The organism is Sulfurimonas crateris (assembly GCF_005217605.1).
Taxonomy (GTDB): Bacteria; Campylobacterota; Campylobacteria; order Campylobacterales; family Sulfurimonadaceae; genus Sulfurimonas; species Sulfurimonas crateris.
In genome coordinates this window covers 178,718-202,424 of sequence record NZ_SZPX01000007.1, presented here as the reverse complement: position 1 = coordinate 202,424, position 23,707 = coordinate 178,718, and the positions used below count along the sequence as shown (strand labels likewise).

Genomic DNA, 23,707 nt, shown 5'->3' with positions numbered 1-23,707 from the left:
TTTACGAAATAATTGTCTCTATCTCCATCGAATCCATCTCTACTTTTTTAGCCTTTGAGATGCGGTCTTCTTTTAGTTTGATAGCAAGCTCTTCATTGTCAAGTGCGAGTATCTGCATAGCCAAATAAGCAGAGTTTATCGCTCCCGCTTTTCCTATAGCTACAGTAGCAACAGGCATTCCGGCAGGCATTTGAACCGTTGATAAAAGAGCATCTATTCCGCTAAGAGCAGATGCGCTCATAGGAACTCCAATGATCGGTTTTACTGTTTTAGAAGATAAAACACCTGCCAAGTGTGCAGCCATTCCCGCAGCCGCTATAAAAACCTGAGCACCTTTTTCCTCTGCTGTAGCAATATAATCTTTCGTTCTCTCAGGAGAGCGATGAGCTGAAGATATTATCATTTCATACTGCACGCCAAACGCCTCAAGCGTGTCTGAACAAGATTTCATTATCTCGTAATCACTTTTACTGCCTATTACAATTGAAACAAATTTCATATACTATCTTCCTTTTTTTTGATGCGCGATTATAGCATAGCTTTTTAAACTATTTTTTATATATAAGCTGGGCTTATCAAACTTTTGGGTAAGTGCCCATATCAGGATGCGCTGGAATTCTCAAAAAAGTGTAAGGCGGAAGTTTTACAGGCAGTGTTATCGGGTTTAGATTTCCGCTGTGAACCTCATCCCAAACTTTCTTATTTTCTGCCAAAAGCTGTTTTAGCTTCATATATACTCTTCCATCACGCTCGTAAGTCGTGCCTATCTCATTGTCTGCTATCTCTATATGAGAGCCAAGCGGAGCGACTATCTCCAACTCATCATTTGGCAGGGTTTTGTATTTGCATAAAAAGTGCGTACCCTCTTCATTTACTACTCCGCTTACCTGATGCGTTCCAAGCTGCATAGTAAAGTCAAGACTCTGTGTATCATGCTTCTCAAAAGGTCTTGAGATAAGATAAGCATCTGTATAACCGCGGTTTTGAAGAGAGTTCAGCTCATACTGATACTTCTCTACGTCATTTACGCCGTTGTAGTAGTCATCTATTGCCATTCTGTAGGCTTTTGCAGTTACAGCCGCGTAATATGCGGTTTTTGTACGCCCTTCAACTTTGAGAGAATCGACCGCACCGCTGTCTAATATCTCTTTAACGTGTGAAGCAAGATTTAGGTCTTTTGAGTTCATGATGTAAGTGCCTACACCCTCATCCTCTTGGAGCTTAAATAGCGTTCCCGTCTCAGGATTTGCCGCATACATCTCGTAAGGAAATCTACAGTCATTCGCGCAGCTTCCGCGGTTTGGAACACGCCCGCTTTGAAGAGTTGAGATAAGACATCTGCCGCTGTATGCAAAACACATCGAACCGTGCACAAACACCTCAAGCTCCAGATCAGGAAGTTCTCTTTTGATCTCGACGAGATCTTTAAGAGAGATCTCCCTTGCCGTAATAATGCGGGTTGCTCCCATATCGTAGTAAACTTTTGCATCAAGAACGTTCATAACATTGGCTTGTGTAGAGAGATGAAGCGGCATATGCGGAACAAGTTCATGGCAAAGTTTAAGCACGCCCGGAGTTGCCACAATAAAAGCATCCGGTCCAAGATCCGCCATAGCTAAAATATGTTTTTTTAAAAGGTTTAACTGAGAGTTAAAAGGAAAACCGTTTAGAGTTGCGTACACTTTTTTGCCGCGCGAGTGGGCATACTCTATCCCCTCGGCAAACTCGTCCATACTAAACTCTTTACCTGAACGTATACGAAGTGAAAAGTGGCTCACTCCGCCATAAACTGCATCTGCACCGAAATCAATAGCGATCTTTAATTTTTCTAACGTTCCCGCAGGGGATAATAGTTCTACTTTTTGCATTAACTTCCAAATTGCGCTAAAAGTGCTTCTATATCTTCGTTGGATGCCAGCTCGTTATGAGTGTCTCCGACAATATGTTGTGCGGAAGAGACTCTTTTTTCATCATCTATTTTGCCCTCAAAAAGAGAGTTCATATAGTTAGAGAGTGCGCGCATAACATTAATAACACGCTCGATCTTTTGACGGTGAATGTCTTGATACTGCATGATATCCATAACGTCCATTATTGCATTACCGCTTGACTGAAGCGTCTCTAGCGCTTCATTTGTGCTACTGAGTGCTGAGTTGTTTTTCTCCAGCTGAACTTTAAAAGCTTCAACATCTGGAAATTTACTGCTTAAAGTTTTAAAGAGTTCAATGTTACTTTCTAACACCTCTATCACTGCCTCGGCTCTCTTCTCCTCTTCAAGCAGATTATTACTGATACCTTCTATTATGTCAAAAATTTCGCTGGCTTTCTCTTCGCTCTCTTTTGTTACATCGTCAAGCTGATGTACCATTTTATTCTCATTTGTTGCAGGAAGAGGCCAATGATGAGCTGTCTCAGGACTATACCCTAGCGGCTTCTCATCGTTTGAAGAGCTTAAATCCTCTCCGTTGTCTTTTTCATCACTATCTTCAAATCCTGCATCTTCATCAACCGAAGCATCACTTATATCATCATCTTCCAATGATTCTAAATCGTCAATATCACCGCTCATCAAGGCATCTAGTTCTTCTTGAGTCATAGAAAGCTCTCCGTCCCATATTCGCTAAATTTAAATTTTATCACTATAATATCATAAAAATATGTAAATATTGGAAAAATAACTATGGTAGTAGACATCCATAACCACACAAAACTTTGTAATCACGCAGAAGGTGAAATCGCCGAGTATATCGAAAAGGCAATAGAGTGCGGCATAAAATATTTCGGCTTTTCTGAGCACGCTCCGATGAATTTTGATGAGAAATATCGCATTTCATTTGCTCAGATGCAAGAGTATGAAAAAAGTGTGCTTGATGCAAAAGAGAAGTATAAAGACAAAATTGAGATACTTCTAGGTTATGAGGTGGATTATCTAAGAGGATATATGGATGAGAGAGTCTTAAATGCAGATGTAGATTATCTGATAGGCTCCATCCACTTTATAGAGGAGTGGGGATTTGACAACCCTGAGTTTATCGGAAACTATAAAGACCAAAATATTGATGAGATCTGGCAAAAATATTTTAATGCAATAGAGGAGATGGCTAAGAGCAGACTTTTTGATATTGTAGGGCATCTTGATCTGATCAAAATTTTCAAATATATGCCGACAAAAAATATTAAAGAGATAGCAAAAAATGCCCTTCTAGCCATCAAAGAAGCCGGCATGTCCGTAGAGATAAATGTTGCTGGATTTAGAAAGCCGATAGGCGAAGCATATCCATCTATGTCACTCTTAAATGAGATTAAAAAACTGAATATCCCAATAACTTTTGCTTCAGATGCACATAAACCGGAACAAGTCGGTCTATATAGCGATGAAGCCATTGAAATGGCAAAAAGCGCTGGCTACAGCGAGTGCGTATTTTATAGAAATAGAAAAAAACACTTTATAAAATTTTAATAGATTTGTTATAAAGCAATTTTAAAGAGTTGGGCTTGTATAATGTGCGAACATAAAATTAGAAGGAAACTATAATGGGTAAATATATAGAATTGACTAGCTCAGATTTTGAAGCAACACTGGGTGAAGGTGTATCTTTAGTGGATTTTTGGGCTCCGTGGTGTGGACCTTGTCGTATGATCGCTCCTGTAATTGAAGAGCTTGCAAATGACTATGACGGTAAAGCTAAGATCTGTAAAGTAAATACTGATGAAGAGCAAGACATCGCTGTTAAATTCGGTATCCGTTCTATTCCTACAATCATCTTTTTTAAAGATGGCAAAATTGAAGGTCAAGTTGTTGGAGCACAATCTAAAGCTGCTCTAGCTGAAAAATTAGACGCTCTTTTAGCGTAATTTAAGAGTACGCAGTGGCAGACAGAGGTAAAAGCCTCTTTTCGCTATCTACGTTACTTGCCTCTTTCTTCGGCGCAGCTATGATAGCTGCCGCCTTTGCTTACTTCAACTATAAATTCTCAGAGTATAAATTTATCGACTTTAAAGAGTGGGTATTTTATGAAAAAAAAGATATCTTTAAACCTACAGCCGATAAATACATAGTAGTTTTTTACAGCTCAAAACTAAACAATACCGCAGAACTTCTCTCAAACATAGACCTAAACCATCCCATCATTGCTATAGACTACTACAATGAAGTTTATGAAAAGAGCAAAAACACGACTTTTTTAAGGTCTGGAACAAAAACATCTTTAAGTTTTATACAGAGATTTAACATCTACGAAGTACCATCTATTTTTTTTATAAAGAAAACAAAAGAGTCTCTTTATAAACAAGATAGTATGATACGAAAACTGGATAATTTGAATGGATTATCAAATCAAATAAAAGATTTATAAAAAGGATTTTGCATGGTACTTGATTGCGCTATTATAGGCGGAGGACCTGCCGGCCTTACGGCTGGATTGTATGCAACACGCGGCGGCCTAGAAAATGTAGTAATGTTTGAAAAGGGGATGCCCGGAGGTCAAATAACACAAAGTTCTGAGATAGAGAACTATCCCGGTGTTACAGGCGAGATTAGCGGGATGGATCTTATGATGCCGTGGCCCCAGCAGTGCCAAAAATTTGGTCTAAAACATGAGATGCTCGAAGTTAAACGCGTAAGCAAAGATGGAGATATCTTTAAAATTCATAAAGAGGACGGCTCTGTAGCAGAGGCTCACAGCGTGATCGTATGTACAGGTTCATCTCCAAGACGTGCAGGCTTTGCAGGAGAGGACGAGCTCTTTGGAAGAGGCGTGAGCACCTGTGCTACGTGTGACGGTTTTTTCTACAAAGGCAAAGAGGTTGCAGTTATAGGCGGTGGCGACACAGCTCTTGAAGAGGCTCTCTACCTTGCTAAGATATGTTCTAAAGTCTATCTTATCCATAGACGCGACACATTTCGCTCTGCTCCAAATACCATTAAAAGAGTTGAGAAAACAGAGAATATAGAACTTGTTTTAAACACAACTCCAGAAGAGGTTTACGGCGATGAGATGGGAGTTGTCGGTATCCGTGTTAAAAACAGCAGCGGAGAGATTCGCGACATAAAAGCACCAGGTGTATTTGTTTTTGTCGGAAACGATGTAAATAATCAGACCCTTATCCAAGAGGATGAAACTTTTCTTTGCGATGTAAATAAACAGGGTGAAATAATTGTAGACATTAGTATGAAAACATCAGTAAAGGGGCTTTTTGCAGCAGGCGATATGCGTATAGCTGCTCCAAAGCAGGTAGTAAGTGCTGCCGGTGATGGTGCTGTTGCCGCACTTCAAGCTATCTCTTATGTAGATGAAAAATTAAACTAATATATAAAGAAGGATATTTAAATGACGAGAGTTGGTGTTTTTGGGGCGAACGGGAGAGTCGGAAAGCTGATTATTGATGATTTGAAGGCGACGGACAACATAAGCCTTAGTTCAGTTTTTGTAAGAAATTCTCTTAACTTCTCTATCGATCCGTCCGTTATGGTGAGCACAGATATCGGCACTTTTTTAAATGGGTGCGATATTGTCATAGATTTCTCACTTCCCGAAGCTTGTGAATCCCTGCTTGAAGCTGCCCTAAAAACTCCAAAACCGCTTGTCATCGGGACAACCGGACTAAGCGTTCATCAACTCAATCTTTTAAAGCAGGCGAGCGAGAGTATGCCTATTCTGTATGCTACAAATATGTCTTTAGGCGTTGCGCTTTTAAATAAGCTCGTATATCAGGCAGCTGCGGCTCTTGAAGGCTTTGACATCGAGATAGTAGAGATGCATCATAAACATAAAAAAGATGCTCCAAGCGGTACTGCTCTTACTCTTGGAGAGTCTGCTGCAAGCGGTCGTGGACTTGATCTGGATGCTGTCCGCATAAGTGGGCGTGACGGTAATATAGGCGAGAGAACAAAAGATGAGATCGCAGTTATGGCGCTTCGCGGCGGTGATATCGTCGGTCGTCATACTGTAGGTTTTTATAATGAGGGCGAATTTATAGAGCTTAACCATACTGCAACTTCAAGAAACACTTTTAGCAAGGGTGCCATAAGAGCTGCATCATGGCTTGTAAATAAAGAGCCTGGTCTTTACTCTATTAGCGATTGTTTAGAGTTATAAAGTCAGATTTTACTTTGCTTTGAGTATAATTCCATTAAATATTCTCGAGGAGAAAATGTGCTAGAAGATGTTAATGAAAAATGTGCAGTAGTAGGAATCTATGGTAATAAGGAAGCTTCTAAATTAGCTTATTTTTCACTACATGCACTTCAGCATCGTGGTCAAGAAGCAGCAGGTATTAGCTCCTCAAACGGAACAAAACTGCAAACTATCAAAAAACGCGGTCTGGTAATGCGTGTTTTTGATGAGAAAAAGCTTGAGACACTAAGAGGTTCAAGCGCGATCGGTCATACACGCTACTCTACTGCTGGAGACGACTCCATTCTGGATGCTCAGCCTGTATTTGCAAGATACGACTTGGGTGAGATGGCGATCGTTCACAACGGAAACTTGACAAACGCCGAAGAGATAAGAAACAGACTTATCGACAAAGGTGCAATTTTCCAAACCTTTATGGATACGGAAAACCTTATCCACCTCATAGCAAAAAGCGAACAGAGAAAACTGCTTGACAGAATCATAGATGCCGTTCAAAAAATAGAGGGTGCATTTTCACTTGTTTTTCTAAGCAGAACAAAGATGTTTGCAATGCGTGACAGACACGGTTTTCGCCCTCTAAGCCTCGGTAAACTCCCAGGCGGCGGTTATATTGTCGCAAGTGAGACCTGCGCGTTTGATCTTGTAGGTGCAGAGTTTATAAGAGATGTTGAACCGGGTGAACTTCTTATTTTCAGCGAAGATAAAGAGCCAAAAAGCATAAAAGTTTTTGAGCCTACTCCTAAACACTGTATTTTTGAGTATGTCTACTTTTCAAGACCTGACTCTAAAGTGTTTGGACAGAGTGTTTATGAGACAAGAAAAAATATGGGCAAAGAGCTTGCACGCATAAAGCCAGTAGAAGCAGATATGGTCATTCCCGTACCTGATGGCGGAGTTCCTGCGGCTATAGGATACGCTCAGGAGAGCGGGATTCCTTATGAGATGGGAATTATGAGAAACCACTATATAGGACGAACATTTATTGAACCTACTCAGGAGATGAGAGACCTTAAAGTTAAGATGAAACTCTCACCTATGATAGATATTATCAAAGGAAAAAGAGTTATCGTCGTTGATGACTCGATCGTACGCGGAACGACATCTAAAAGAATCGTAAGAATGTTAAAAGAGGCAGGAGCAAGCGAAGTTCACATGAGAGTATCTTCTCCTCCTACAACAGATCCTTGCTTTTACGGTGTAGACACTCCAAACAAAGATAAGCTAATAGCCGCAAATATGAGCCAAGATGATATATGCAAGTTTATTGAAGCTGACTCTTTAGCATACCTTGATGAAGCATCACTTCTAAGAAGTGTCAATGCAAAAGATGAGAGCTACTGTACAGCCTGCTTTACAGGAAAATACATAGTTTAATGCAACAAATATTTACCTTTGGCAACTACTTAAAAGATAAGTTTGGTTGCAAAGTCTACAAAGTCGGCATCAATATATCTGGATTTACATGTCCAAATATAGACGGCACCGTAGCAAAAGGCGGATGTACCTTCTGCGAAAATGACTCTTTTAGCGCAAGTACCGGTGAAACGCAAGAACTCAAGGGTTTTCACCTCAATCTGGACTCAAAGACAAACCCAAATCTTGACAAGCAGCTAGCACAACTAGAAATTCAGTTTAAAGCCATAAGCAAGAGACAACGCGAAGAGTATGGCGCACAGAAGTTTTTGGTCTACTTTCAATCGTTTACAAATACATACGCGCCCTTTGAGACACTTAAAGCGCTCTACGACAAAGCTCTTACGTTTGATGACGTTGTAGGGCTTAGTATAGGAACGCGCTCGGACAGCATAACAGAAGAGACTCTGGATTATCTAGCCGAGCTTAACCGAACAAAAGAGATATGGATAGAGTTTGGAATTCAATCCGTTTATGATGAGACTCTTTTAAAGATCAACCGCGGGCATGACAGTGCAAATGTAAAAGAGTGGATTTTAAAAGCAAAAAGCAAAAGGCTGCATGTTTGCGGACATCTTATATTCGGTCTGCCCGATGAGACAAAAGAGATGATGCTGCGTACTGCAAAAGAGGCTTACAGCTGGGGAATCGACTCTGTAAAATACCATCCCCTTTACGTTGTTAAAAAAACATCTCTTGCAAATGACTTTTTAAAAGGAAAGTTCACACCGATAAGTGAAGATGAGTATTTGGACGTACTAATTGAAGCGATTAAGATGAAGCCGCAAAATGTATCTGTTCAAAGAGTAACGGCAGGGATAGATGACAGCTCTCTTTTATCACCTGATTGGTGCAGAGATAAAAACACTCAAATTAAAAATATAAATGCCGCACTAAAACCGCTTGGACTTAAATACTAGTGAGCATATATTTTTGCGAAATGAGCAACGCCTCTAAAGTATGGAGGATAGTCAAAATAGACTCTAAACTCCCTAGACTCACCAGGTTTTAGGTTTGTAGCTACGACAAATTCATGAGTAATCTGCTGGGGCTTGCTTTTGCCGCTGACACTCTCTCCTGAAAAAAAGTCAAAAAAACCGCTTGGCTTATAAAATGACCCCGCCTTTACGTTGCCGCTTAAGTGTCCCTTGTTAACAAGTTTTATCTCAAAGGTGACCTCGCCTATTTCATAATCTCCCTCATTTCTCACTATACCGCTGTACATGATCTGCTCTGTACTGAGATTTCTCTTGTTCTCCATCTTGTAGAGCTTTGCTTTTTTTGTATATTTATCAACTACAAAGACGCTAAAGCCTGCTAATACGGCAGTTATAAGAATCGTTGAGAATATTATCTGAGATCTTAGTTTCGAGTTCTCATCTTTAAATGCTATTGCAATACCTCCGATAAGAATCAGTAAAATAACACCTAAGACAATATAGTGCCACTCATTAAACAGTGTGTTCATCTGCAATTTGCTCCCAACGTAATATTATAGTCACCGCCATATGTAAAAGGCTCTATAATCATCTTAAACTCTCGCTTCTCATCTTTTACGATACCTTGCTCAATGATCGACATTTTATTGAGTGGTTTTAGCATAAGTATATAATCTTTTATCTTGTTACCACTCTTTTTATAAACTGTGGCAGTAATATTACAGCTTGAAAAGTCTCTCTGGGATATATTTTTTACCGATCCGTATAGAACTATAGCCTGAGTGAAATTTAATTTTTTTTGGCTTGTTATAGCGGTCTCATTTGTAAATAGATACTCATGCATCTTAATGTAGCCATACGTTGAGCCGACGATTAGCTGAGTGAATGCAAAAAGTATAAGCAAGATCGCAATAGCACCTCTTTTTCTAAGTAGAATGCCAATAGTTACAAATAGAATAAAAAGTAAAAAGAGGGCACCGAATAAGATATAGTCGTAAAGAATGAGCTCATTTATAAATTTACTTATTGTCCCGCTCATCTATCAGCTGTCTCTTGAATTTTTTTCCGCTATGCCGCTCATGTTAAATCTGCGGGAGAGCTCCTGCTTAACTCTGTCGGGAGAGATATTTTTTGCCGCAAGTGCCACAAGCATATGATAGGTCAGATCAGCCGCCTCATATATCATCTCTGCTTCATCATTGTCTTTGTATGCAAAACTAAACTCTCCAGCCTCTTCTACGACTTTTTTTAAAATCGTATTATCGCCTTTGCTGAGCAGTTTTGCCGTCCATGAAGAGTCCGGATCTGCATTTTTTCTCTCTTGAATAGTATGATAAAGAGTATCGATCACACCGTAAAGCGCTTCGCTGCTCACCTCTACATCACTTTGGATCTTGCCTGATTCCAGCTCTGTAAAGAAACATGAACGACGACCAGTATGACAAGCTACGCCATGCTGCACGACTTTTATCAGAAGTGTGTCATTATCACAATCTATGTTGAAGGATTCTATCTGCTGGGTATGCCCACTGCTCTCGCCTTTTTTCCAAATACGCTGTTTTGATCGGGAGAAGTAGTGTGCTGTTCTTGTTTTTAGGGATAGTTCAAGAGCTTCTTTGTTCATATAAGCCATCATCAACACTTCGTTGCTTTTAACGTCTTGAACGACAACTGGCAGAAGGGAGATCTTTTGCCAGTCTATTTTATCTATTGTCTCTTGCATATTAGTTTGTTATTGACGCTTTTCTTTGGGGATCTTTCATATCAACCCAGATATTTGGAGTTGAACCGCCAGGTGTTAAGAATATTTTTGCATCTTTATTTTCTCTAAGAGCTTCGTTAAACTTGCCTTGAACCTGAACCTGCTCTAACTGCAGCAACTGAGCAGTAAGTGATTTTGAGATCAGGTGGTTTGCCTTTGCTTTTGCTTCAGCTTCGATAGTAACCGCATCCGCTAGACCCTGCGCCTCAATTCTCGCTTTCTCTGCAATACCTCTTGACTCAGCAGCACGTCTTAGTGCCTCTTGCTCTGCACGCTGTACCTCTTGCTCTGCACGTTGTACCTGCTGCTTTGCGATCTGGACATTCTCTATCTGCTCTTTAACTTTTGGAGGCAGGATGATAGCACGAAGCTGAATAGATTGAAGATCAGCAGGAGTGTTCTCAAGTTTCTCTATCTTCTCTCTAATCTGTGTATCGATCTCAGTTGCGATAGAGTTTCTCATCTGAGGAAGCATCTCTGCATCATATTTACCGACAACATTTCTAACGATGTCTCTTGCAACAGGATGGATTATCTTATCTTCCCATGCAAAGCCCCAGTTCGAGATTGTCTGAGCAGCAAACTGAGCATCCAGCCTGTACTGAACTGTAAGCTCGATAGAGACAGGCAATCCGCGCTTATCAAGAACTGTAATTGCAGGTCTTACATTCACGCCAAGAGCATCACTCGAACCTGCCTCTATGCTTGAAGCGTAGTTTACGATACGAACTTTAGTATCTACTTTGTACACTTTTTGAATAACGGGAACAATAAAATGAAGCCCAGGAAGAAGGGCTTGATCGGAATATTTACCGTTAGTACTTAGGATTCCTCTTTCTCCCTCTTCTATGATCGTAAAAGGTTTTGCTAAGACCAACACTAAGACAACGGCAATTAAAAAATAAGCTATTCCCGCTTTTCCTCCGCCGAAGTTAAAATCTATCTTTGGCATCTGAGGAATATTAGGTCCTCCACCGCTTCCGCCGGTAGATTTGTTCTCATATCCGCCGCCTTGGCTCTTTTTTTTGTTAAAGTAGTCATTCATATCTGATGCCATTGTTATATTTTCCTTCATTTATCTATTCCTTTTTATCTGATGTTACACACTAAAGCTACTTATACGTATGTTAAATAGTGCTCGTACTCTTTGTTGCGTCCAAATACTATATCAAAGTATCCGCTTTGCAATTTTTCTGTCATCTCTCCGCGCGCACCGCATCCTATCTCTCTTGCATCGATGATACGTACCGGAGTTATTTCAGCGGCAGTTCCCGTTAAAAATGCCTCATCTGCAATGTAGACATCCTCTCTTGAGATACGTTTACGTTCAACTTTAATGCCCATATTTTGCGCCATCTCGATAACTGTTTTTTGCGTGATCGACTCCAGAGAATTATCATTTGGAGGCGTGATAAGCACACCGTTTTTTACCATAAAAAAGCTTGCACCGCTCGCTTCAGCAACATATCCCTGGTCATCAAGAAGAAGTGCCTCTTCATATCCGCAGTCAATCGCTTCATACTTTGCCATCTGAGAGTTCAGATAGTTTGCCGTTGCTTTTGCTTTACCCATATTTGAAGTGTTTGCAGGTCTTGTCATAGAGACGATTTTGAGTTTTATACCCTTTTTCATCCCCTCTTCCCCAAGATATGCGCCCCACTCCCATGCAGCTACCGCAGTCTCAACAGGAGCATCTTTATGATAAACACCCATAACACCGTAGCCTAAAAATGCAAATGGACGAAGATATACATTATCGCCGCTAAAATCATTTTTTCTTATCAGCTCTATCTGAGCTTCATTCATCTCTTCAACAGAAAAAGGGATGTCCATCAGCGTCATCTTCGCAGAATCTTTTAATCTCTTAGTATGGTCATTTAGACGAAAAATTGCATATCCTCTCTCTGTCTTATACGCTTTTGTTCCTTCAATAACACCGTTTCCATAGTGCAGCGTATGCGACAGCACGTGAACTTTCGCATCATCCCATGCAACAAACTTACCATTCATCCAAATATATTTGGCAGCATTCATTCATTTCTCCAATAATTACTACATAAAAATTTTGATATTCTATCCAAAATGACGTTTATATTGTATTAATGGCTTTGCTCTAAAAAAAGAGTCTCAAAATCATCCGCGTTAAGAGCTCTTGAAAAGTAGTAGCCTTGATACTGATCGCATCCTATTTTACTTAGATACTCAACCTGCTCCTTATGCTCTACTCCCTCCGCTATTACCTTCATATTTAATGTCTGCCCCATCTTAACGATTGTATCAACAAATATAGAACCGCGTTTGCTGTCATAATCATCGATAAACGCTTTGTCTATCTTAAGATTGTCAATCGGAAATCTCTTAAGGTATGATAGAGAGGAGTAGCCCGTTCCAAAATCATCCAGAGATATTTTAACTCCATAATCATGAAGCTCATGAAGTATCTTTGAGTTCTCTTCACTATGTTGCAAAAAGAGGTACTCGGTGATCTCTATATCTATTTTCCCCGGGTCTACTTCGTTATCATCTAAAAGCTTTTTGAATTGATCTATAAAGTTATCCCCTAAGAGCTGTTTTGCAGACACATTGATTGAGATAGAAATATCTATCCCCTTATTTTTCCAAAGAGTATGCTGTCTTATCGCATCTTGAAGCACCCACCATCCAAGCTCGTTTATAAAACCGTTCTCTTCGGCAAGAGAGATAAAGACATCCGGTGCAATAGAGCCCTGAGTTGGGCTAACCCATCTAATAAGCGCCTCAGCTCCAACAATAGTACCGCTTTTTATATCTATCTTTGGCTGATAATGGAGCTGATACTCATCATTTTCAAGTGCTTTTCTCATATTTTTATCTAACGATATTGAGTCTTGAACTCTTTTGTTTAACTCCTCTGTAAAGAAGTGATACCTTCCGCGCCCTCTGTTTTTTGCTTCATACATGGCGATGTCTGAGTTTTTCATAAGAGAGATGAGATCTCTGCCATCTTTTGGATAAAAAGCGATCCCGATACTGCTTCCTACACTTATAGGATGGGTCTGGATTATCCAAGTCTGTTCTAAATAGTTCTGAATACGCTCTACTATTGCCGTTAGCTCCATAATTGAGTGATACTTCTCGACTATCACAACAAACTCATCCCCGCCTACGCGAGCCACAAAATCGTTCGAGCGAAGAGCCTCGCTTATCATTGAGGATATCTTCTTTAAGAGCTCATCACCAACATTGTGCCCAAGAGAGTCGTTTATATCTTTAAAGTTGTCAAGATCTACGAACAAAAATGCAAACTCTTTTCTTTCACGCGAAGAGTTTGCAATCAAACGATGGGCATACTCTTCTAGGGCATTTCTGTTTGCGAGCCCGCTTAGCATATCCGTTCTTGCCATATCATAGAGCTCTTTTTTCTCATTTTCAAGTCTTTGAAAAGTCTGTACCATTGAGTAGCGGATAGTCTCCAACTCTCTTAGCTTAAAAGCTTTGGGTATCTCACTTTGATAATATGCAAATTGACGAAGCCTCTCAAGCGGTTTTGCTATAAATCCGCGCAGAAGAAACCATAAAAAGATAAAGATAAAGATAGGGGCAAGACCGAAATAGAGCAGAAACTTCGACTTTCTTTCACTAAAATATAGCGATATCTCATCTTTATCCAAAACAAAAGTAAGTTTTAGAACTGTCGCTTTTTTGCCCTCATAAAATCTTACATCCTCTTCTATCGCCTCGATCTGCTCAAGTTTGTCGTACGCAGAGAGCCCGCTGCTAAAGATAAGATTTGTTGAGATCGTCTTGCGGCGAAACGGATCGGTCGAGATAAGGATCTCATCTTCGTCGTGTATAAATATGGAGTCTATAAAGTCGCCGTTTGAAGCGATCCTGTCAAGCATTGCGCGAAGAGAAGCGACATCGTTTATGCTTTTGATCTCTTTTGAGAGGTGATAACTTGTCTCAAGCATCTGCGAATTTATAGCTCTTAGTATTGCCTCTGCCGTTTTTTCCTGCTGTGCGAAATGGTAGTAAAAAAAGAGGATGTAAAGTATGCTAAAAAGGGTTGCAACTAGTGAAAATATGAATTTTTGTATGCTCATAGACATCTTAGATCAAATCTTCTATAGGAAAATCTTCTTTTTTAATTCTATTTTTTAGCTCACGAGGCATATTCTCGTTTATCCATATAATATTGTTTAGCGACTCTCTAAACTCATCATATTTTATCTCTAAAATATACGGCTTTACCTTCTCGTAAAACTCTCTTGGGTTCTTATGAAGTTCAACAATAGCTCTATCCACCGCTTTTTTAAGCCCCTCAAACTGTCCTCTGTGATTTTGAAGCACTTTTTTTGTAGTAAACATCGCATCTACCACCAAAAGATCAAACTCATCTTTTGTAGAGGCGATCCTCATAAAACCCTTCTTTTTAATATCAGCATCATAGGGAGAGTATGTCACCACAATAGTCGGCTTCTCTGAGATGATCGACTCCAACGTAGATATCGTTGCTTGGTCTTCATTTATGTAGTTTATTCTCTCTTCGTTTATACCGCTCTTTTTTATAAAATCTTCAAGAAGAGTGTAGTTTATAGAGTCCATCTCCAGATATGCATCAATCTGATCGCTTGTGCTTATAAGCTCGCCAATAGCTCTGTTGCTCATAATAATATCTCCGCCGTGAGATTTGTCAAATAGCATTATAGGAATAAGCGTCGAATCCTCTTTACTGAGGATGTTATACTCATACTGTGTTCCGACGTAAGCATCAGCGTTTCCGGCTTTATACAGATACATATTTTCACTAAGAGAGGAGACGTTTAGAAGTTTGATGTTAAGAGGTTCAAGCCATCCCATCTCTTTTGCGTAAAAGAGAGGTGTATAGCCTATCCATGTAGTAGCAGAGATCTTTAATTTTTTATTGTAGCTAGAAGAGCAGGATATAAATAACAAAGCACCCAAAATTATAAAAGCTACTCTTTTTAGCATATAAACTCCGGTAAATTAATTCTGATTTATTCTATCTGTCGTATCTTTAAGGTTTTATTAAAATATTGTCACAAAAGGTACAAAGCCACAAGGGGCTTTGTATTTAAGGGGAAAAAGAAGAGGGAGAGAAAAAAATTATTGTTGTTTACTCTTCTACCTATTAGAACTTAAGAATAACATCGAGTTGTACACGGTGGTAATCTAGTTCAACATCACCCAGTTTACTCCAGTTCCACCATCCAGCAACATCTACATTTTTAGCAAATGCATATTTTGTTTTAACATAGTAGCCTTTACTATCTGTTCCACCGCCACTAAAGTCTGAATCGTTATGCGCTCCAAAAACTGCATCTTTTTGAACATCTCTATACGTTACAGCCGCTTTCCACTTCTTAGTCATAGCAAGTTCTGCACTTATGTCATATCCAAAATTATCATTACTAGCTAGTGCATTATATGCTAATATTACTGCTGCTTTAGCCGGCATACCCATTACTAAGTCTTTAACTTGTACCTCAGCAAAAGCCTCTACAATTCCATAATCTTCTTTATATACTTCAACACCATTTACTGTTTCTTTTGTGTTATTCATAAAACTTCCATATGGGTCAGTGTTACCTTTAACATTATCATAATGATAATATGCAGCACCCAAGTTTAACTTTGCATCGTCAAGCTTTTGAGTATGCACATACTGAGCTAAGAAAATATTGATATTACCACCATCCCTGTTATCTTTTTCTCTATGCACTCTGTTAACACCAACTCTAATCATACTGCTATCATCTTTATAACCGTAGTTAAGACCTTCTAAGCGAATATCATTATCCCATACAAGTTGTGTCTTAATAGGTCTATAGATATCATGTGCCTGCTTACCGACTCTAACCCATGAGTTGTCAAATGAGTATTTAAGAGCAAGTATATCGATTTTAAGCTCATCTATAAAGTACTCTTGAATATTTTCATCACTTTTAAAGCTTACATTTCCTGATGTCGGGTTATATTTACCACTCGAGACAGCTGTCTCTAGTCTAATATTATCAGTTGCATCAAAGTTTACAGAGTATCTGAATCTATATCTTTCACGATTTACATCAGCTTTTCCCTCTTTTTCTATTACCTCTTGTCTTAATCTAAGATCTCCTTTTGCATGAAACCTATCAAAAAATCCACTTTTAGTTTTTTTCTCTGGTACTTCTGCTGAGTTAAGAACTTTGCCTGCTTCTTCTACATTAATAGCTACACGTCCTTCAGCGGCAGTTGTAAAAACCTGACCTTTTTCATCTACATAGAACTGTGTAGCACTTAGGCCTGTTGCAGCTATCGCTAAAGCAGCTATTGTTGATATAACCGTTTTTTTCATTTTTTGAATCCCTTATTTTGTTGTGAGAGAATTATAAAATGGTTAGGTTACGAAAAGATTACAGTAAAAAGAGCTGTTTTAAATGAAAAAAGCCCCTCTATCACTTAAGATAGAGGGGCTTTTTAGGAGATTTTCTTAGGAGAGAAAATTTAGGAGAATGATTATTAACAAATGACTATTTTATATTGGCTGCCCAATACTCTTTGATCATATCTTTAGTCTCTTTTGGAAGAGGGATATAACCTAACTTCTTAGCGCTCTCGTCACCGTTTTTAAAAGCGTACTCAAAGAACTCTAAGATCTTTTTGTTCATCTCAGGCTTCTCTTTTGGAAGAAGTATAAACGTTGCCGCAACGATCGGGTATGAAGTATCACCTGCTTGCAGAGCTAAAACAGAGTGAAAGTGATCCTCTTTTGTCCATGTTGCGTACTTTGCAGCAGCTTTGAAGTTATCTTCCGTTGCAGCAACCCATTTACCGCTTGCAGTTTTTAAAACAGCCGCGCTTAAGTTGTTCTTCTCTTTATATGCGTTTTCAATGTAACCTATAGAGTAAGGAGTCTGTTTTACCAAACTTGCAACACCCTCGTTACCTTTTCCGCCAATGCCAACAGCCCAGTCAACAGCTTTGCCTATTCCGAAGTTCTCTTTCCAGTTTTTAGAGCTTTTTGTCAGGTAGTATGTAAAGTTATATGTCGTTCCAGATCCATCCGAGCGGTGAACTACTATGATCTTTTGGTTTGGAAGATCAAGACCTTTGTTATCAGCTGCGATTGCCGCATCATTCCATGTAGTGATCTTTCCTGCGAAAATATCCGCAACTACTTCATTACTAAGCTTTAGAGTTGCATCTGCAATTCCCTCTACGTTAAAAGCAACTACTATTGAACCGATAACTGCAGGAAACTGTAAAAGCTTATCTTTTGCAAGTTTTTTTGTATCTAGCGCTTCGTCAGATGCACCGAAATCAACAACTCTTTTAGCGATCTGCTTGATTCCCCCGCCAGAACCGATTGACTGGTAGTTAACAAGATTCTCACTGTCTTTCTTGTAGTTAAATGCCCAATCATAATAGAGTGGAGCAGGAAACGACGCGCCGGCACCGTTTATTTTGTCAGACGCGAACGAAGATGTAATTGACGCCGCAGTGACTATTGCAGCTAGAGCTAATTTCTTTAACATTTGTTTTCCTTTTTGAATGTTTAGCGAAATTATAATTGCTCCATATTACAAGATGATTACAAAAGACTACTCTGCATCGGATGCAAATTTAAACTGTCCCTCCATCGCAATGGTCTCGTCTCTGCCGAATATTATCACTTCCTTGTCCACTTCGATCTCTCTTGCGTCTATCTTCTCCGGGTACTCTACAAAATTGAGGATGTGCTTTATAGTATTTATTCTCGCCTTTTTCTTGCTGTCGCTCTTTACTACCGTCCACGGTGAGATCTCCGTGTGTGTAGCACTTAGCATCATATACTTTGCCAAAGCGTAGGCATCCCAAAGCTCTTGAGCCTTGGCATCCACGTCAGATAACTTATACTGTTTTAGAGGGTCCTGCTCTCTTTTTGCAAATCTCTTTGCCTGCTCCTCTTTTGTAACCGAGAAGTAAAATTTAAATATCTTGATATCCTCCTCCGCCAACATCTTTTCAAACAGAGGCGCATCTTTTAAGAACTTATGATGCTCTCTCTCGGTGCAAAATCCCATAACAGGCTCGACCATCGCTCTGTTATACCAGCTTCTGTCAAAAAAGACCATCTCTCCCGCAGACGGCAGATGCTCTACATATCTTTGAAAATACCACTGTGTTTGCTCTTGATCGCTTGGTTTTGGAAGTGCTACGACTCTCGCCCCCCTTGGGTTTAGATGTTCTATGATCCTCTTTATCGTTCCACCCTTGCCTGCGGCGTCACGCCCCTCAAAGATCATAACTACTTTAAGCCCCTGCTCTTTTACATGATTTTGAAATTTAAGAAGCTCGATCTGCAGCTTTTTCAGCTCCTCTTCATATAGAAGAGTCTCCTCCTTTACCCAGACTCTTACCTTGCCATCTTTACTCTCTTCTCTTCTGTCTCTGTCTCTTTTTCTTCTGTCGCTATCAGCTTCTCTCTTCTCTTTCATAACACTCCTTTAAAGCCCTTTTTTACATCATCTTCATAAGTATATTAATAATCCTCTTGATAAATACTTACGGCTTTGGTAACCGTTTCGTAACCTTTTTGTAATCAAGATTACATACAATTGCAAACTTTTTTACTGGAGAGAGCAGTTGAGTAATATGATAGATAAAATCTTTGCAAATGCAACAAAGTTTATAGCCCTTGGCGTACTGCTTATCGTTGCTTGGATATTTACCGTTCTTTTTGAACACTCGCTAGAATCGATCAAAGCATTTGGATTTAGTTTTCTCACAGAGGATAAATGGGCACCCAACTTAGAGAAGTTCGGGGCTCTTCCTGCTATCTACGGCTCTGTTGTCTCAACTTTTTTAGCAATGCTCTTAGCTGTTCCAGTAGCTATTGGTGTCGCTATCTTTTTAAGCGAGATCGCCCACGCAAAGATCAAAATGCCCGTAGGCGTTTCCATAGAGCTTTTAGCGGCTATTCCATCTGTTGTTTACGGTATGTGGGGACTTTTTTACTTTGTTCCTATCATCCGCGATATTTTCGGCGGTATCGGTATCAGTATGCTGACTGCGGGAATCGTTCTCTCCATTATGATCCTTCCCTTTATGGCGGCGGTTACCCGTGATGCGATGAATACTACTCCCGATATCCTAAAAGAGTCGGCTTACGCGCTAGGTGCGACTAAGTGGGATGTTGTAAAAGATATTATCATCCCTTACGCTAAAGCCGGTATTATCGGTTCGTTTATTTTAGCACTTGGACGTGCGATCGGCGAGACAATGGCAGTTACATTCGTTATGGGCAACGTACATAATATCTCGATCGATTTGACACAACCGGCGACATCTATTCCGGTAACTTTGGCAAATGAGTTTGCAGAGGCGGACAGCGAGCTCTACTACTCATCACTCTTTGAGCTCTCGCTTCTGTTATTGGTTATCAGCTTTACGATCATCTCTATTGCCAAGTTTTACTTTTTACGCAGAAAAAGGATAGGACAATGACGCACACTCAAAAAAGGATCATCACAAACAATATTGTAATGACGCTCTCCACGCTCTCTGCTATTGTCGGAATAGGCTTTTTGCTATGGATACTAAGCATTTTGGTCATTAACGGCATAGATGCGCTGAGCACGACAATCTTTCTTAACGAAGGAGCACCTCCCGGCAATGAGAGCGGAGGATTAAAGCATGCTCTTATAGGTCAGCTTCTTCTTGTTTCCTACGCATCGCTCTTTGGCGTACCTCTTGGGATTTTAGCAGGAACATATCTAAGCGAGTATGGACAAAAATCTAAGTTGGCAGAGACCATACGCGATATCTCAGATATCATGATGTCTGCTCCATCAATAGTTATCGGAGCTTTTGTTTACGCTATCGTTGTTGCTCCTACGGGACAGTTTAGCGGGTGGGCAGGTTCAATTGCACTTATGATAATTATGCTGCCGATAATTTTAAGAACGACAGATGATATGCTCCACCTTGTACCATCAACCCTTCGTGAAGCTGCCTTCGCACTTGGAGCTCCTAAATATAAAGTTATAATTCAGGTTGTCTACCGCGGTGCAAAAGCGGGTATATTAACAGGTGTTCTACTCGGAGTAGCGCGCGTTGCGGGAGAGACAGCACCGCTTCTATTTACTTCGTTTAACGACAACTTTTTAAATACCGATATGAGCCAGCCGATGGCTTCACTGACGGTTACGATGTACAACTATGCAACAAGTCCGTATGAGGATTGGCAGAAACTTGGATGGGCAGCCGCGTTTATTTTAAGTATGTTTATTTTAACGCTCAACATTCTAGGAAGACTATTTTTACTCAAAAAGAGAGGGAAGAATTAATGGCAACAATTATTGATATAGCCACAGAGAAAGCGCTTGAAGTTAAAAACTTCGAGTTTACATATGCGGGTGCACATGAACCAAATATTAAAAAGCTCACTATGCCTATTGCAAAACATAGTATTACGGCACTGATAGGACCTTCAGGATGCGGTAAGACAACGCTACTTAGAAGTTTTAACCGTATGCATGATCTCTATCCCGGCAACAGCTACGGCGGAGAGATACTCTTTAAAGACAGAAATATCTTGGATGCAAAAGAGGATCTTATAAAGCTTAGAATTCAGATAGGGATGATCTTTCAAAAACCTACAGCTTTTCCTATGAGCATATTTGACAACGTTGCTTACGGACTGAGACTTCAGGGGATTAAAAACAAGACAGAGCTTCAAGACAGAGTGGAAAAATCGCTTCAAGACGCTGCGATCTGGCAAGAGGTAAAAGATAGATTAAAACATGATGCAAACGGACTCTCAGGCGGTCAGCAGCAGAGACTATGCATCGCAAGAGCGATCGCCGTCGAGCCTGAAGTGCTTCTGTTTGACGAGCCTACATCTGCGCTTGACCCGATCTCAACAGCCGGAATCGAAGAGCTGGTCGTCTCTCTTAGAGAGAGAGTATCCATAATAATAGTAACGCATAATATGCAGCAAGCCGCACGTGTAAGTGATTATACGGGCTTTATGTATTTAGGTGAGCTTGTAGAACTTGGACGCACGGAAGAGCTGTTTGTAACACCAAAAGAGAGACTTACAGAAGAGTACATTACCGGAAAATTCGGTTGATAATAAAGGATAAATATGTTGAGTAAATATGATGAGAAAATAGGTAATATAAGAGAAAAAATATCTGCTCTTTTAAGAGAGATAACGGCGGCTGACGAACTTGCCCTAGAAGCATTTAAACTATCTGACGCACAAATGTTTAAAGAGGTTCAAAAGAGCCTTGAGAAGATCGGTTTCAAAGGTGATGAGATCGATAATGAGATCATTAAGACCTTTGCGCTTTTCGGCCCTGAAGCAAAAGAGCTTAGATTTTTGGTTGCTTACTTGAAGATGACAAACGAGATCGTACGTACCGGAGAGGGAGTTAAAAAATATGCTCGCAGAATGAGCGAACATACAACTAACGAATGTAATATAGAACCGTTTAAGCCAAGCATCATTCTTCTTCACAAAAGCAGCGTCAATGCCCTTAAATACATTCTGGAGTGCTTTGATAAAAAAGAGGAGTGCAATTATGAGGACAACTACAGAAAAGTACTTGTTGAAGAGAGTATGAACGATGATCTTTTTGCTGTTTTGGAAAAAGAGATATTAAACAGGATAATAGATGAAAAAGAGCTCTCCATCGATTATGTAAAAATTTTAGGAAGCCTTAGAAAACTCGAACGCTCATGCGACAGAAGCGTGAACATAGCAAACCTGATGATGTATGCCGAGCAGGGCGGAGAGATAAAACTTTTTAAATAATATCACTAATGTTATACACCAAAACGAACTCGTCCGTTTTGGTGGCAGGGACTAAAGTCCCTACAACCCCCTAAAGCTACCACTGTCTGTTATACAGTGGAGAAAAAAAGAAAAAATATCGAAACTGCTTAAATTTTAATCAGTTTTGCTTTTTCATTGCCAAATTAATAAGGTATACTGTTACTATTAAATTCAGGAGATAGAAATAATGGGAAAATTTGTAAACAGTATAGATGAGTTTTTTACTTTTTGCGAAGAGAATGATGTTCAATTTGTAGATTTGAGATTTACGGACATTAAAGGTACTTGGCATCACGTAAGTTACCGCAAAAGTGCGGTTACAAGAGAGATACTAGAAAACGGTTTCCCGTTTGACGGCTCATCAATTGATGCATGGCAGCCTATCAACAGATCGGACATGATCTTAAAAGCAGACGTTCCTACTGCATTTTTGGACCCTTTTACTGCAGACCCTACCGTTATATTATTTTGTGACGTTTACGACATCTACAAAGAGCGTATGTATGAGAGATGTCCTCGCTCAATTGCAAAAGCGACACTTAAACATGCAGAGTCTTTAGGCATAGCAGATGCAGCATACTTTGGACCTGAAAACGAGTTCTTTGTTTTTGATAATATTCAGTTCGTAGACAATCCTAATGAAGCAGGCTACAAAATAGATACCGAAGAGGGTGAGTGGAACTCAAACACAAGCTACTCAGATATGTATAACTCGGGTCACAGACCTGGAAACAAGGGTGGTTACTTCCCTGTAGCTCCGACTGATAGCATGGTAGATCTTAGAGCTGAGATGATGATGGTTCTGGAGCAGGTAGGCTTAGAAGTAATTCTTGGTCACCACGAAGTTGCTCAAGGTCAAGGCGAAATCGGGATTGTTTTCTCTGACATCATCGGTGCGGCAGACAACGTTCAGAAGCTAAAATATGTTGTCAAGATGGTAGCTCACCTAAACGGAAAAACTGCTACTTTTATGCCAAAACCGATATTTGGCGACAACGGAAACGGTATGCACGTTCACCAGTCACTATGGAAAGATGGCAAAAATCTTTTCTATGAAAAAGGAAACTATGCAAACCTAAGCGAGATGGCGCTTAACTACATAGGCGGTGTTTTCAAGCATGCTCGCGCTATCGCGGCATTTACAAACCCGACTACAAACTCTTACAAGAGATTGATCCCTGGTTTTGAGGCTCCTTCGATTTTGACATACTCTATGCAAAACCGTTCGGCAAGCTGCCGTATCCCTTATGGTTCCGGTGAAAAATCAACTCGTGTCGAGATGAGATTCCCTGACTCTACGGCTTGTCCTTACCTTGCATTTGCCGCTCTTATGATGGCAGGACTTGACGGTATCAAGAACAAAGATATCCCAATTGGTCCAATGGATGAGGATCTGTTTGAGCTTACTCTAGATGAGATCCGTGAAAAGGGTATTCCTCAGATGCCTCACACTCTTCGCGGTTCACTAGAGTCTCTTATCCGTGATAACGACTTCTTAAAGCCTGTATTTACGCCTGAGTTTATCAATGCGTACAAAGATTACAGATTTAAAAGAGACGTATGGCCGGATGAGGGTCGTCCTACTGCTTACGAGTTTAAAACTACTTACCAGTGCTAAAACTTTAAGTCCCGCTTTTTTACGGGACTTCTTCTC

At 40.0% G+C, this 23,707-nt stretch carries 25 protein-coding genes; 12 read left to right on the top strand and 13 right to left on the bottom strand.

Going from position 1 to position 23,707, the window contains the following annotated elements; all coding sequences use genetic code 11:
• Window position 1: 1 nt before the first annotated feature.
• From purE to FCU45_RS10115, 3 genes are all read right to left on the bottom strand, one after another.
• The gene (purE, locus tag FCU45_RS10125) at window positions 2-499 is read right to left on the bottom strand and encodes a 5-(carboxyamino)imidazole ribonucleotide mutase (protein WP_137014888.1); all 498 of its coding nucleotides are present in this window, start codon (window positions 497-499) and stop codon (window positions 2-4) included.
• A gap of 76 nt (window positions 500-575) precedes the next feature.
• A complete protein-coding gene (locus tag FCU45_RS10120; RefSeq protein ID WP_137014886.1) occupies window positions 576-1,868 on the bottom strand; it encodes a peptidase U32 family protein in 1,293 nt (430 codons plus the stop codon).
• Window positions 1,868-2,596, bottom strand: a complete 729-nt coding sequence (locus FCU45_RS10115) for a chemotaxis protein (protein ID WP_137014884.1) — start codon at window positions 2,594-2,596, stop codon at window positions 1,868-1,870. Before FCU45_RS10115 ends, FCU45_RS10120 begins: the two co-directional genes overlap by 1 nt.
• 84 nt (window positions 2,597-2,680) lie before the next feature.
• On the opposite strand from FCU45_RS10115, the gene FCU45_RS10110 reads away from it, so the two are divergent.
• From FCU45_RS10110 to mnmL, 7 genes are all read left to right on the top strand, one after another.
• The gene (locus FCU45_RS10110) at window positions 2,681-3,460 is read left to right on the top strand and encodes a histidinol-phosphatase (protein WP_137014882.1); all 780 of its coding nucleotides are present in this window, start codon (window positions 2,681-2,683) and stop codon (window positions 3,458-3,460) included.
• A gap of 74 nt (window positions 3,461-3,534) precedes the next feature.
• Window positions 3,535-3,855 carry a thioredoxin gene (gene trxA / locus FCU45_RS10105; RefSeq protein ID WP_137014880.1) on the top strand — a complete coding sequence of 107 codons (321 nt, stop codon included), beginning with the start codon at window positions 3,535-3,537 and terminating at the stop codon, window positions 3,853-3,855.
• A gap of 14 nt (window positions 3,856-3,869) precedes the next feature.
• Window positions 3,870-4,355, top strand: coding sequence for a hypothetical protein (locus tag FCU45_RS10100; protein WP_137014878.1), 486 nt, complete (start codon window positions 3,870-3,872; stop codon window positions 4,353-4,355).
• A gap of 12 nt (window positions 4,356-4,367) precedes the next feature.
• Window positions 4,368-5,309 (top strand): thioredoxin-disulfide reductase, encoded by a 942-nt coding sequence (trxB, locus tag FCU45_RS10095; RefSeq protein ID WP_137014876.1) that lies wholly within the window; start codon window positions 4,368-4,370, stop codon window positions 5,307-5,309.
• 21 nt (window positions 5,310-5,330) lie between these two features.
• Window positions 5,331-6,098, top strand: coding sequence for a 4-hydroxy-tetrahydrodipicolinate reductase (dapB, locus tag FCU45_RS10090; RefSeq protein ID WP_137014874.1), 768 nt, complete (start codon window positions 5,331-5,333; stop codon window positions 6,096-6,098).
• A gap of 57 nt (window positions 6,099-6,155) precedes the next feature.
• Window positions 6,156-7,511, top strand: a complete 1,356-nt coding sequence (purF, locus tag FCU45_RS10085; protein ID WP_137014872.1) for an amidophosphoribosyltransferase — start codon at window positions 6,156-6,158, stop codon at window positions 7,509-7,511.
• A complete protein-coding gene (gene mnmL, locus FCU45_RS10080) occupies window positions 7,511-8,470 on the top strand; it encodes a tRNA modification radical SAM protein MnmL/YtqA (protein WP_137014870.1) in 960 nt (319 codons plus the stop codon). The genes purF and mnmL overlap by 1 nt, the downstream gene beginning before the upstream one ends.
• Here the strand turns inward: mnmL and FCU45_RS10075 are convergent.
• The 10 genes from FCU45_RS10075 to ppk2 all read right to left on the bottom strand — a co-directional run bounded on the left by FCU45_RS10075 (window position 8,467) and on the right by ppk2 (window position 18,709).
• The gene (locus tag FCU45_RS10075; protein WP_137014868.1) at window positions 8,467-9,018 is read right to left on the bottom strand and encodes a DUF2393 family protein; all 552 of its coding nucleotides are present in this window, start codon (window positions 9,016-9,018) and stop codon (window positions 8,467-8,469) included. The two genes, mnmL and FCU45_RS10075, sit on opposite strands and share 4 nt — an antisense overlap.
• Window positions 9,015-9,527 carry a DUF2393 domain-containing protein gene (locus FCU45_RS10070; RefSeq protein ID WP_137014866.1) on the bottom strand — a complete coding sequence of 171 codons (513 nt, stop codon included), beginning with the start codon at window positions 9,525-9,527 and terminating at the stop codon, window positions 9,015-9,017. Before FCU45_RS10070 ends, FCU45_RS10075 begins: the two co-directional genes overlap by 4 nt.
• A 3-nt stretch (window positions 9,528-9,530) precedes the next feature.
• Window positions 9,531-10,211, bottom strand: a complete 681-nt coding sequence (gene hisIE, locus FCU45_RS10065; protein WP_137014864.1) for a bifunctional phosphoribosyl-AMP cyclohydrolase/phosphoribosyl-ATP diphosphatase HisIE — start codon at window positions 10,209-10,211, stop codon at window positions 9,531-9,533.
• Window position 10,212: 1 nt separating this feature from the next.
• The gene (locus FCU45_RS10060; RefSeq protein ID WP_137014943.1) at window positions 10,213-11,307 is read right to left on the bottom strand and encodes a prohibitin family protein; all 1,095 of its coding nucleotides are present in this window, start codon (window positions 11,305-11,307) and stop codon (window positions 10,213-10,215) included.
• Between the two features lie 59 nt (window positions 11,308-11,366).
• Window positions 11,367-12,284: a branched-chain amino acid transaminase gene (locus tag FCU45_RS10055; RefSeq protein WP_137014862.1), complete on the bottom strand. Its 918-nt coding sequence runs from the start codon at window positions 12,282-12,284 to the stop codon at window positions 11,367-11,369.
• A gap of 65 nt (window positions 12,285-12,349) precedes the next feature.
• Entirely contained in the window at window positions 12,350-14,332 is a 1,983-nt protein-coding gene (locus FCU45_RS10050) for a putative bifunctional diguanylate cyclase/phosphodiesterase (protein ID WP_170175857.1), read from the bottom strand.
• A gap of 7 nt (window positions 14,333-14,339) precedes the next feature.
• Window positions 14,340-15,221, bottom strand: coding sequence for an ABC transporter substrate-binding protein (locus FCU45_RS10045; protein ID WP_137014858.1), 882 nt, complete (start codon window positions 15,219-15,221; stop codon window positions 14,340-14,342).
• 160 nt (window positions 15,222-15,381) lie between these two features.
• Window positions 15,382-16,587, bottom strand: coding sequence for a putative porin (locus tag FCU45_RS10040; RefSeq protein ID WP_137014856.1), 1,206 nt, complete (start codon window positions 16,585-16,587; stop codon window positions 15,382-15,384).
• A gap of 175 nt (window positions 16,588-16,762) precedes the next feature.
• On the bottom strand, window positions 16,763-17,767 hold the full coding sequence (gene pstS / locus FCU45_RS10035; RefSeq protein ID WP_137014854.1) for a phosphate ABC transporter substrate-binding protein PstS: 1,005 nt from the start codon (window positions 17,765-17,767) through the stop codon (window positions 16,763-16,765).
• 66 nt (window positions 17,768-17,833) lie between these two features.
• On the bottom strand, window positions 17,834-18,709 hold the full coding sequence (ppk2, locus tag FCU45_RS10030) for a polyphosphate kinase 2 (RefSeq protein ID WP_137014852.1): 876 nt from the start codon (window positions 18,707-18,709) through the stop codon (window positions 17,834-17,836).
• A 148-nt stretch (window positions 18,710-18,857) separates the two neighbouring features.
• Here ppk2 and pstC point away from each other — a divergent pair, with 148 nt between their 5' ends.
• From pstC to glnA, 5 genes are all read left to right on the top strand, one after another.
• A complete protein-coding gene (gene pstC / locus FCU45_RS10025; protein ID WP_137014850.1) occupies window positions 18,858-19,718 on the top strand; it encodes a phosphate ABC transporter permease subunit PstC in 861 nt (286 codons plus the stop codon).
• Window positions 19,715-20,560 (top strand): phosphate ABC transporter permease PstA, encoded by an 846-nt coding sequence (gene pstA, locus FCU45_RS10020; RefSeq protein WP_137014848.1) that lies wholly within the window; start codon window positions 19,715-19,717, stop codon window positions 20,558-20,560. Before pstC ends, pstA begins: the two co-directional genes overlap by 4 nt.
• Window positions 20,560-21,345 carry a phosphate ABC transporter ATP-binding protein PstB gene (gene pstB, locus FCU45_RS10015; RefSeq protein WP_137014846.1) on the top strand — a complete coding sequence of 262 codons (786 nt, stop codon included), beginning with the start codon at window positions 20,560-20,562 and terminating at the stop codon, window positions 21,343-21,345. Before pstA ends, pstB begins: the two co-directional genes overlap by 1 nt.
• A gap of 15 nt (window positions 21,346-21,360) precedes the next feature.
• Complete coding sequence (locus tag FCU45_RS10010) at window positions 21,361-22,032, top strand: phosphate signaling complex PhoU family protein (protein WP_137014844.1); 672 nt, start codon at window positions 21,361-21,363, stop codon at window positions 22,030-22,032.
• 208 nt (window positions 22,033-22,240) lie between these two features.
• Complete coding sequence (glnA, locus tag FCU45_RS10005; RefSeq protein ID WP_137014842.1) at window positions 22,241-23,671, top strand: type I glutamate--ammonia ligase; 1,431 nt, start codon at window positions 22,241-22,243, stop codon at window positions 23,669-23,671.
• Window positions 23,672-23,707 lie beyond the last annotated feature (36 nt).

Coding starts and splice junctions, on each gene's coding strand:
- FCU45_RS10010 (WP_137014844.1), top strand. CDS start 21,361: ATGTTGAGTAAATATGATGAGAAAATAGGTAATATAAGAGAAAAAATA.
- trxB (WP_137014876.1), top strand. CDS start 4,368: ATGGTACTTGATTGCGCTATTATAGGCGGAGGACCTGCCGGCCTTACG.
- FCU45_RS10120 (WP_137014886.1), bottom strand. CDS start 1,868: ATGCAAAAAGTAGAACTATTATCCCCTGCGGGAACGTTAGAAAAATTA.
- purE (WP_137014888.1), bottom strand. CDS start 499: ATGAAATTTGTTTCAATTGTAATAGGCAGTAAAAGTGATTACGAGATA.
- pstB (WP_137014846.1), top strand. CDS start 20,560: ATGGCAACAATTATTGATATAGCCACAGAGAAAGCGCTTGAAGTTAAA.
- trxA (WP_137014880.1), top strand. CDS start 3,535: ATGGGTAAATATATAGAATTGACTAGCTCAGATTTTGAAGCAACACTG.
- FCU45_RS10110 (WP_137014882.1), top strand. CDS start 2,681: ATGGTAGTAGACATCCATAACCACACAAAACTTTGTAATCACGCAGAA.
- FCU45_RS10045 (WP_137014858.1), bottom strand. CDS start 15,221: ATGCTAAAAAGAGTAGCTTTTATAATTTTGGGTGCTTTGTTATTTATA.
- pstA (WP_137014848.1), top strand. CDS start 19,715: ATGACGCACACTCAAAAAAGGATCATCACAAACAATATTGTAATGACG.
- FCU45_RS10055 (WP_137014862.1), bottom strand. CDS start 12,284: ATGAATGCTGCCAAATATATTTGGATGAATGGTAAGTTTGTTGCATGG.
- FCU45_RS10050 (WP_170175857.1), bottom strand. CDS start 14,332: ATGAGCATACAAAAATTCATATTTTCACTAGTTGCAACCCTTTTTAGC.
- ppk2 (WP_137014852.1), bottom strand. CDS start 18,709: ATGAAAGAGAAGAGAGAAGCTGATAGCGACAGAAGAAAAAGAGACAGA.
- glnA (WP_137014842.1), top strand. CDS start 22,241: ATGGGAAAATTTGTAAACAGTATAGATGAGTTTTTTACTTTTTGCGAA.
- FCU45_RS10040 (WP_137014856.1), bottom strand. CDS start 16,587: ATGAAAAAAACGGTTATATCAACAATAGCTGCTTTAGCGATAGCTGCA.
- hisIE (WP_137014864.1), bottom strand. CDS start 10,211: ATGCAAGAGACAATAGATAAAATAGACTGGCAAAAGATCTCCCTTCTG.
- FCU45_RS10060 (WP_137014943.1), bottom strand. CDS start 11,307: ATGGCATCAGATATGAATGACTACTTTAACAAAAAAAAGAGCCAAGGC.
- mnmL (WP_137014870.1), top strand. CDS start 7,511: ATGCAACAAATATTTACCTTTGGCAACTACTTAAAAGATAAGTTTGGT.
- FCU45_RS10075 (WP_137014868.1), bottom strand. CDS start 9,018: ATGAACACACTGTTTAATGAGTGGCACTATATTGTCTTAGGTGTTATT.
- dapB (WP_137014874.1), top strand. CDS start 5,331: ATGACGAGAGTTGGTGTTTTTGGGGCGAACGGGAGAGTCGGAAAGCTG.
- pstS (WP_137014854.1), bottom strand. CDS start 17,767: ATGTTAAAGAAATTAGCTCTAGCTGCAATAGTCACTGCGGCGTCAATT.
- FCU45_RS10070 (WP_137014866.1), bottom strand. CDS start 9,527: ATGAGCGGGACAATAAGTAAATTTATAAATGAGCTCATTCTTTACGAC.
- FCU45_RS10115 (WP_137014884.1), bottom strand. CDS start 2,596: ATGACTCAAGAAGAACTAGATGCCTTGATGAGCGGTGATATTGACGAT.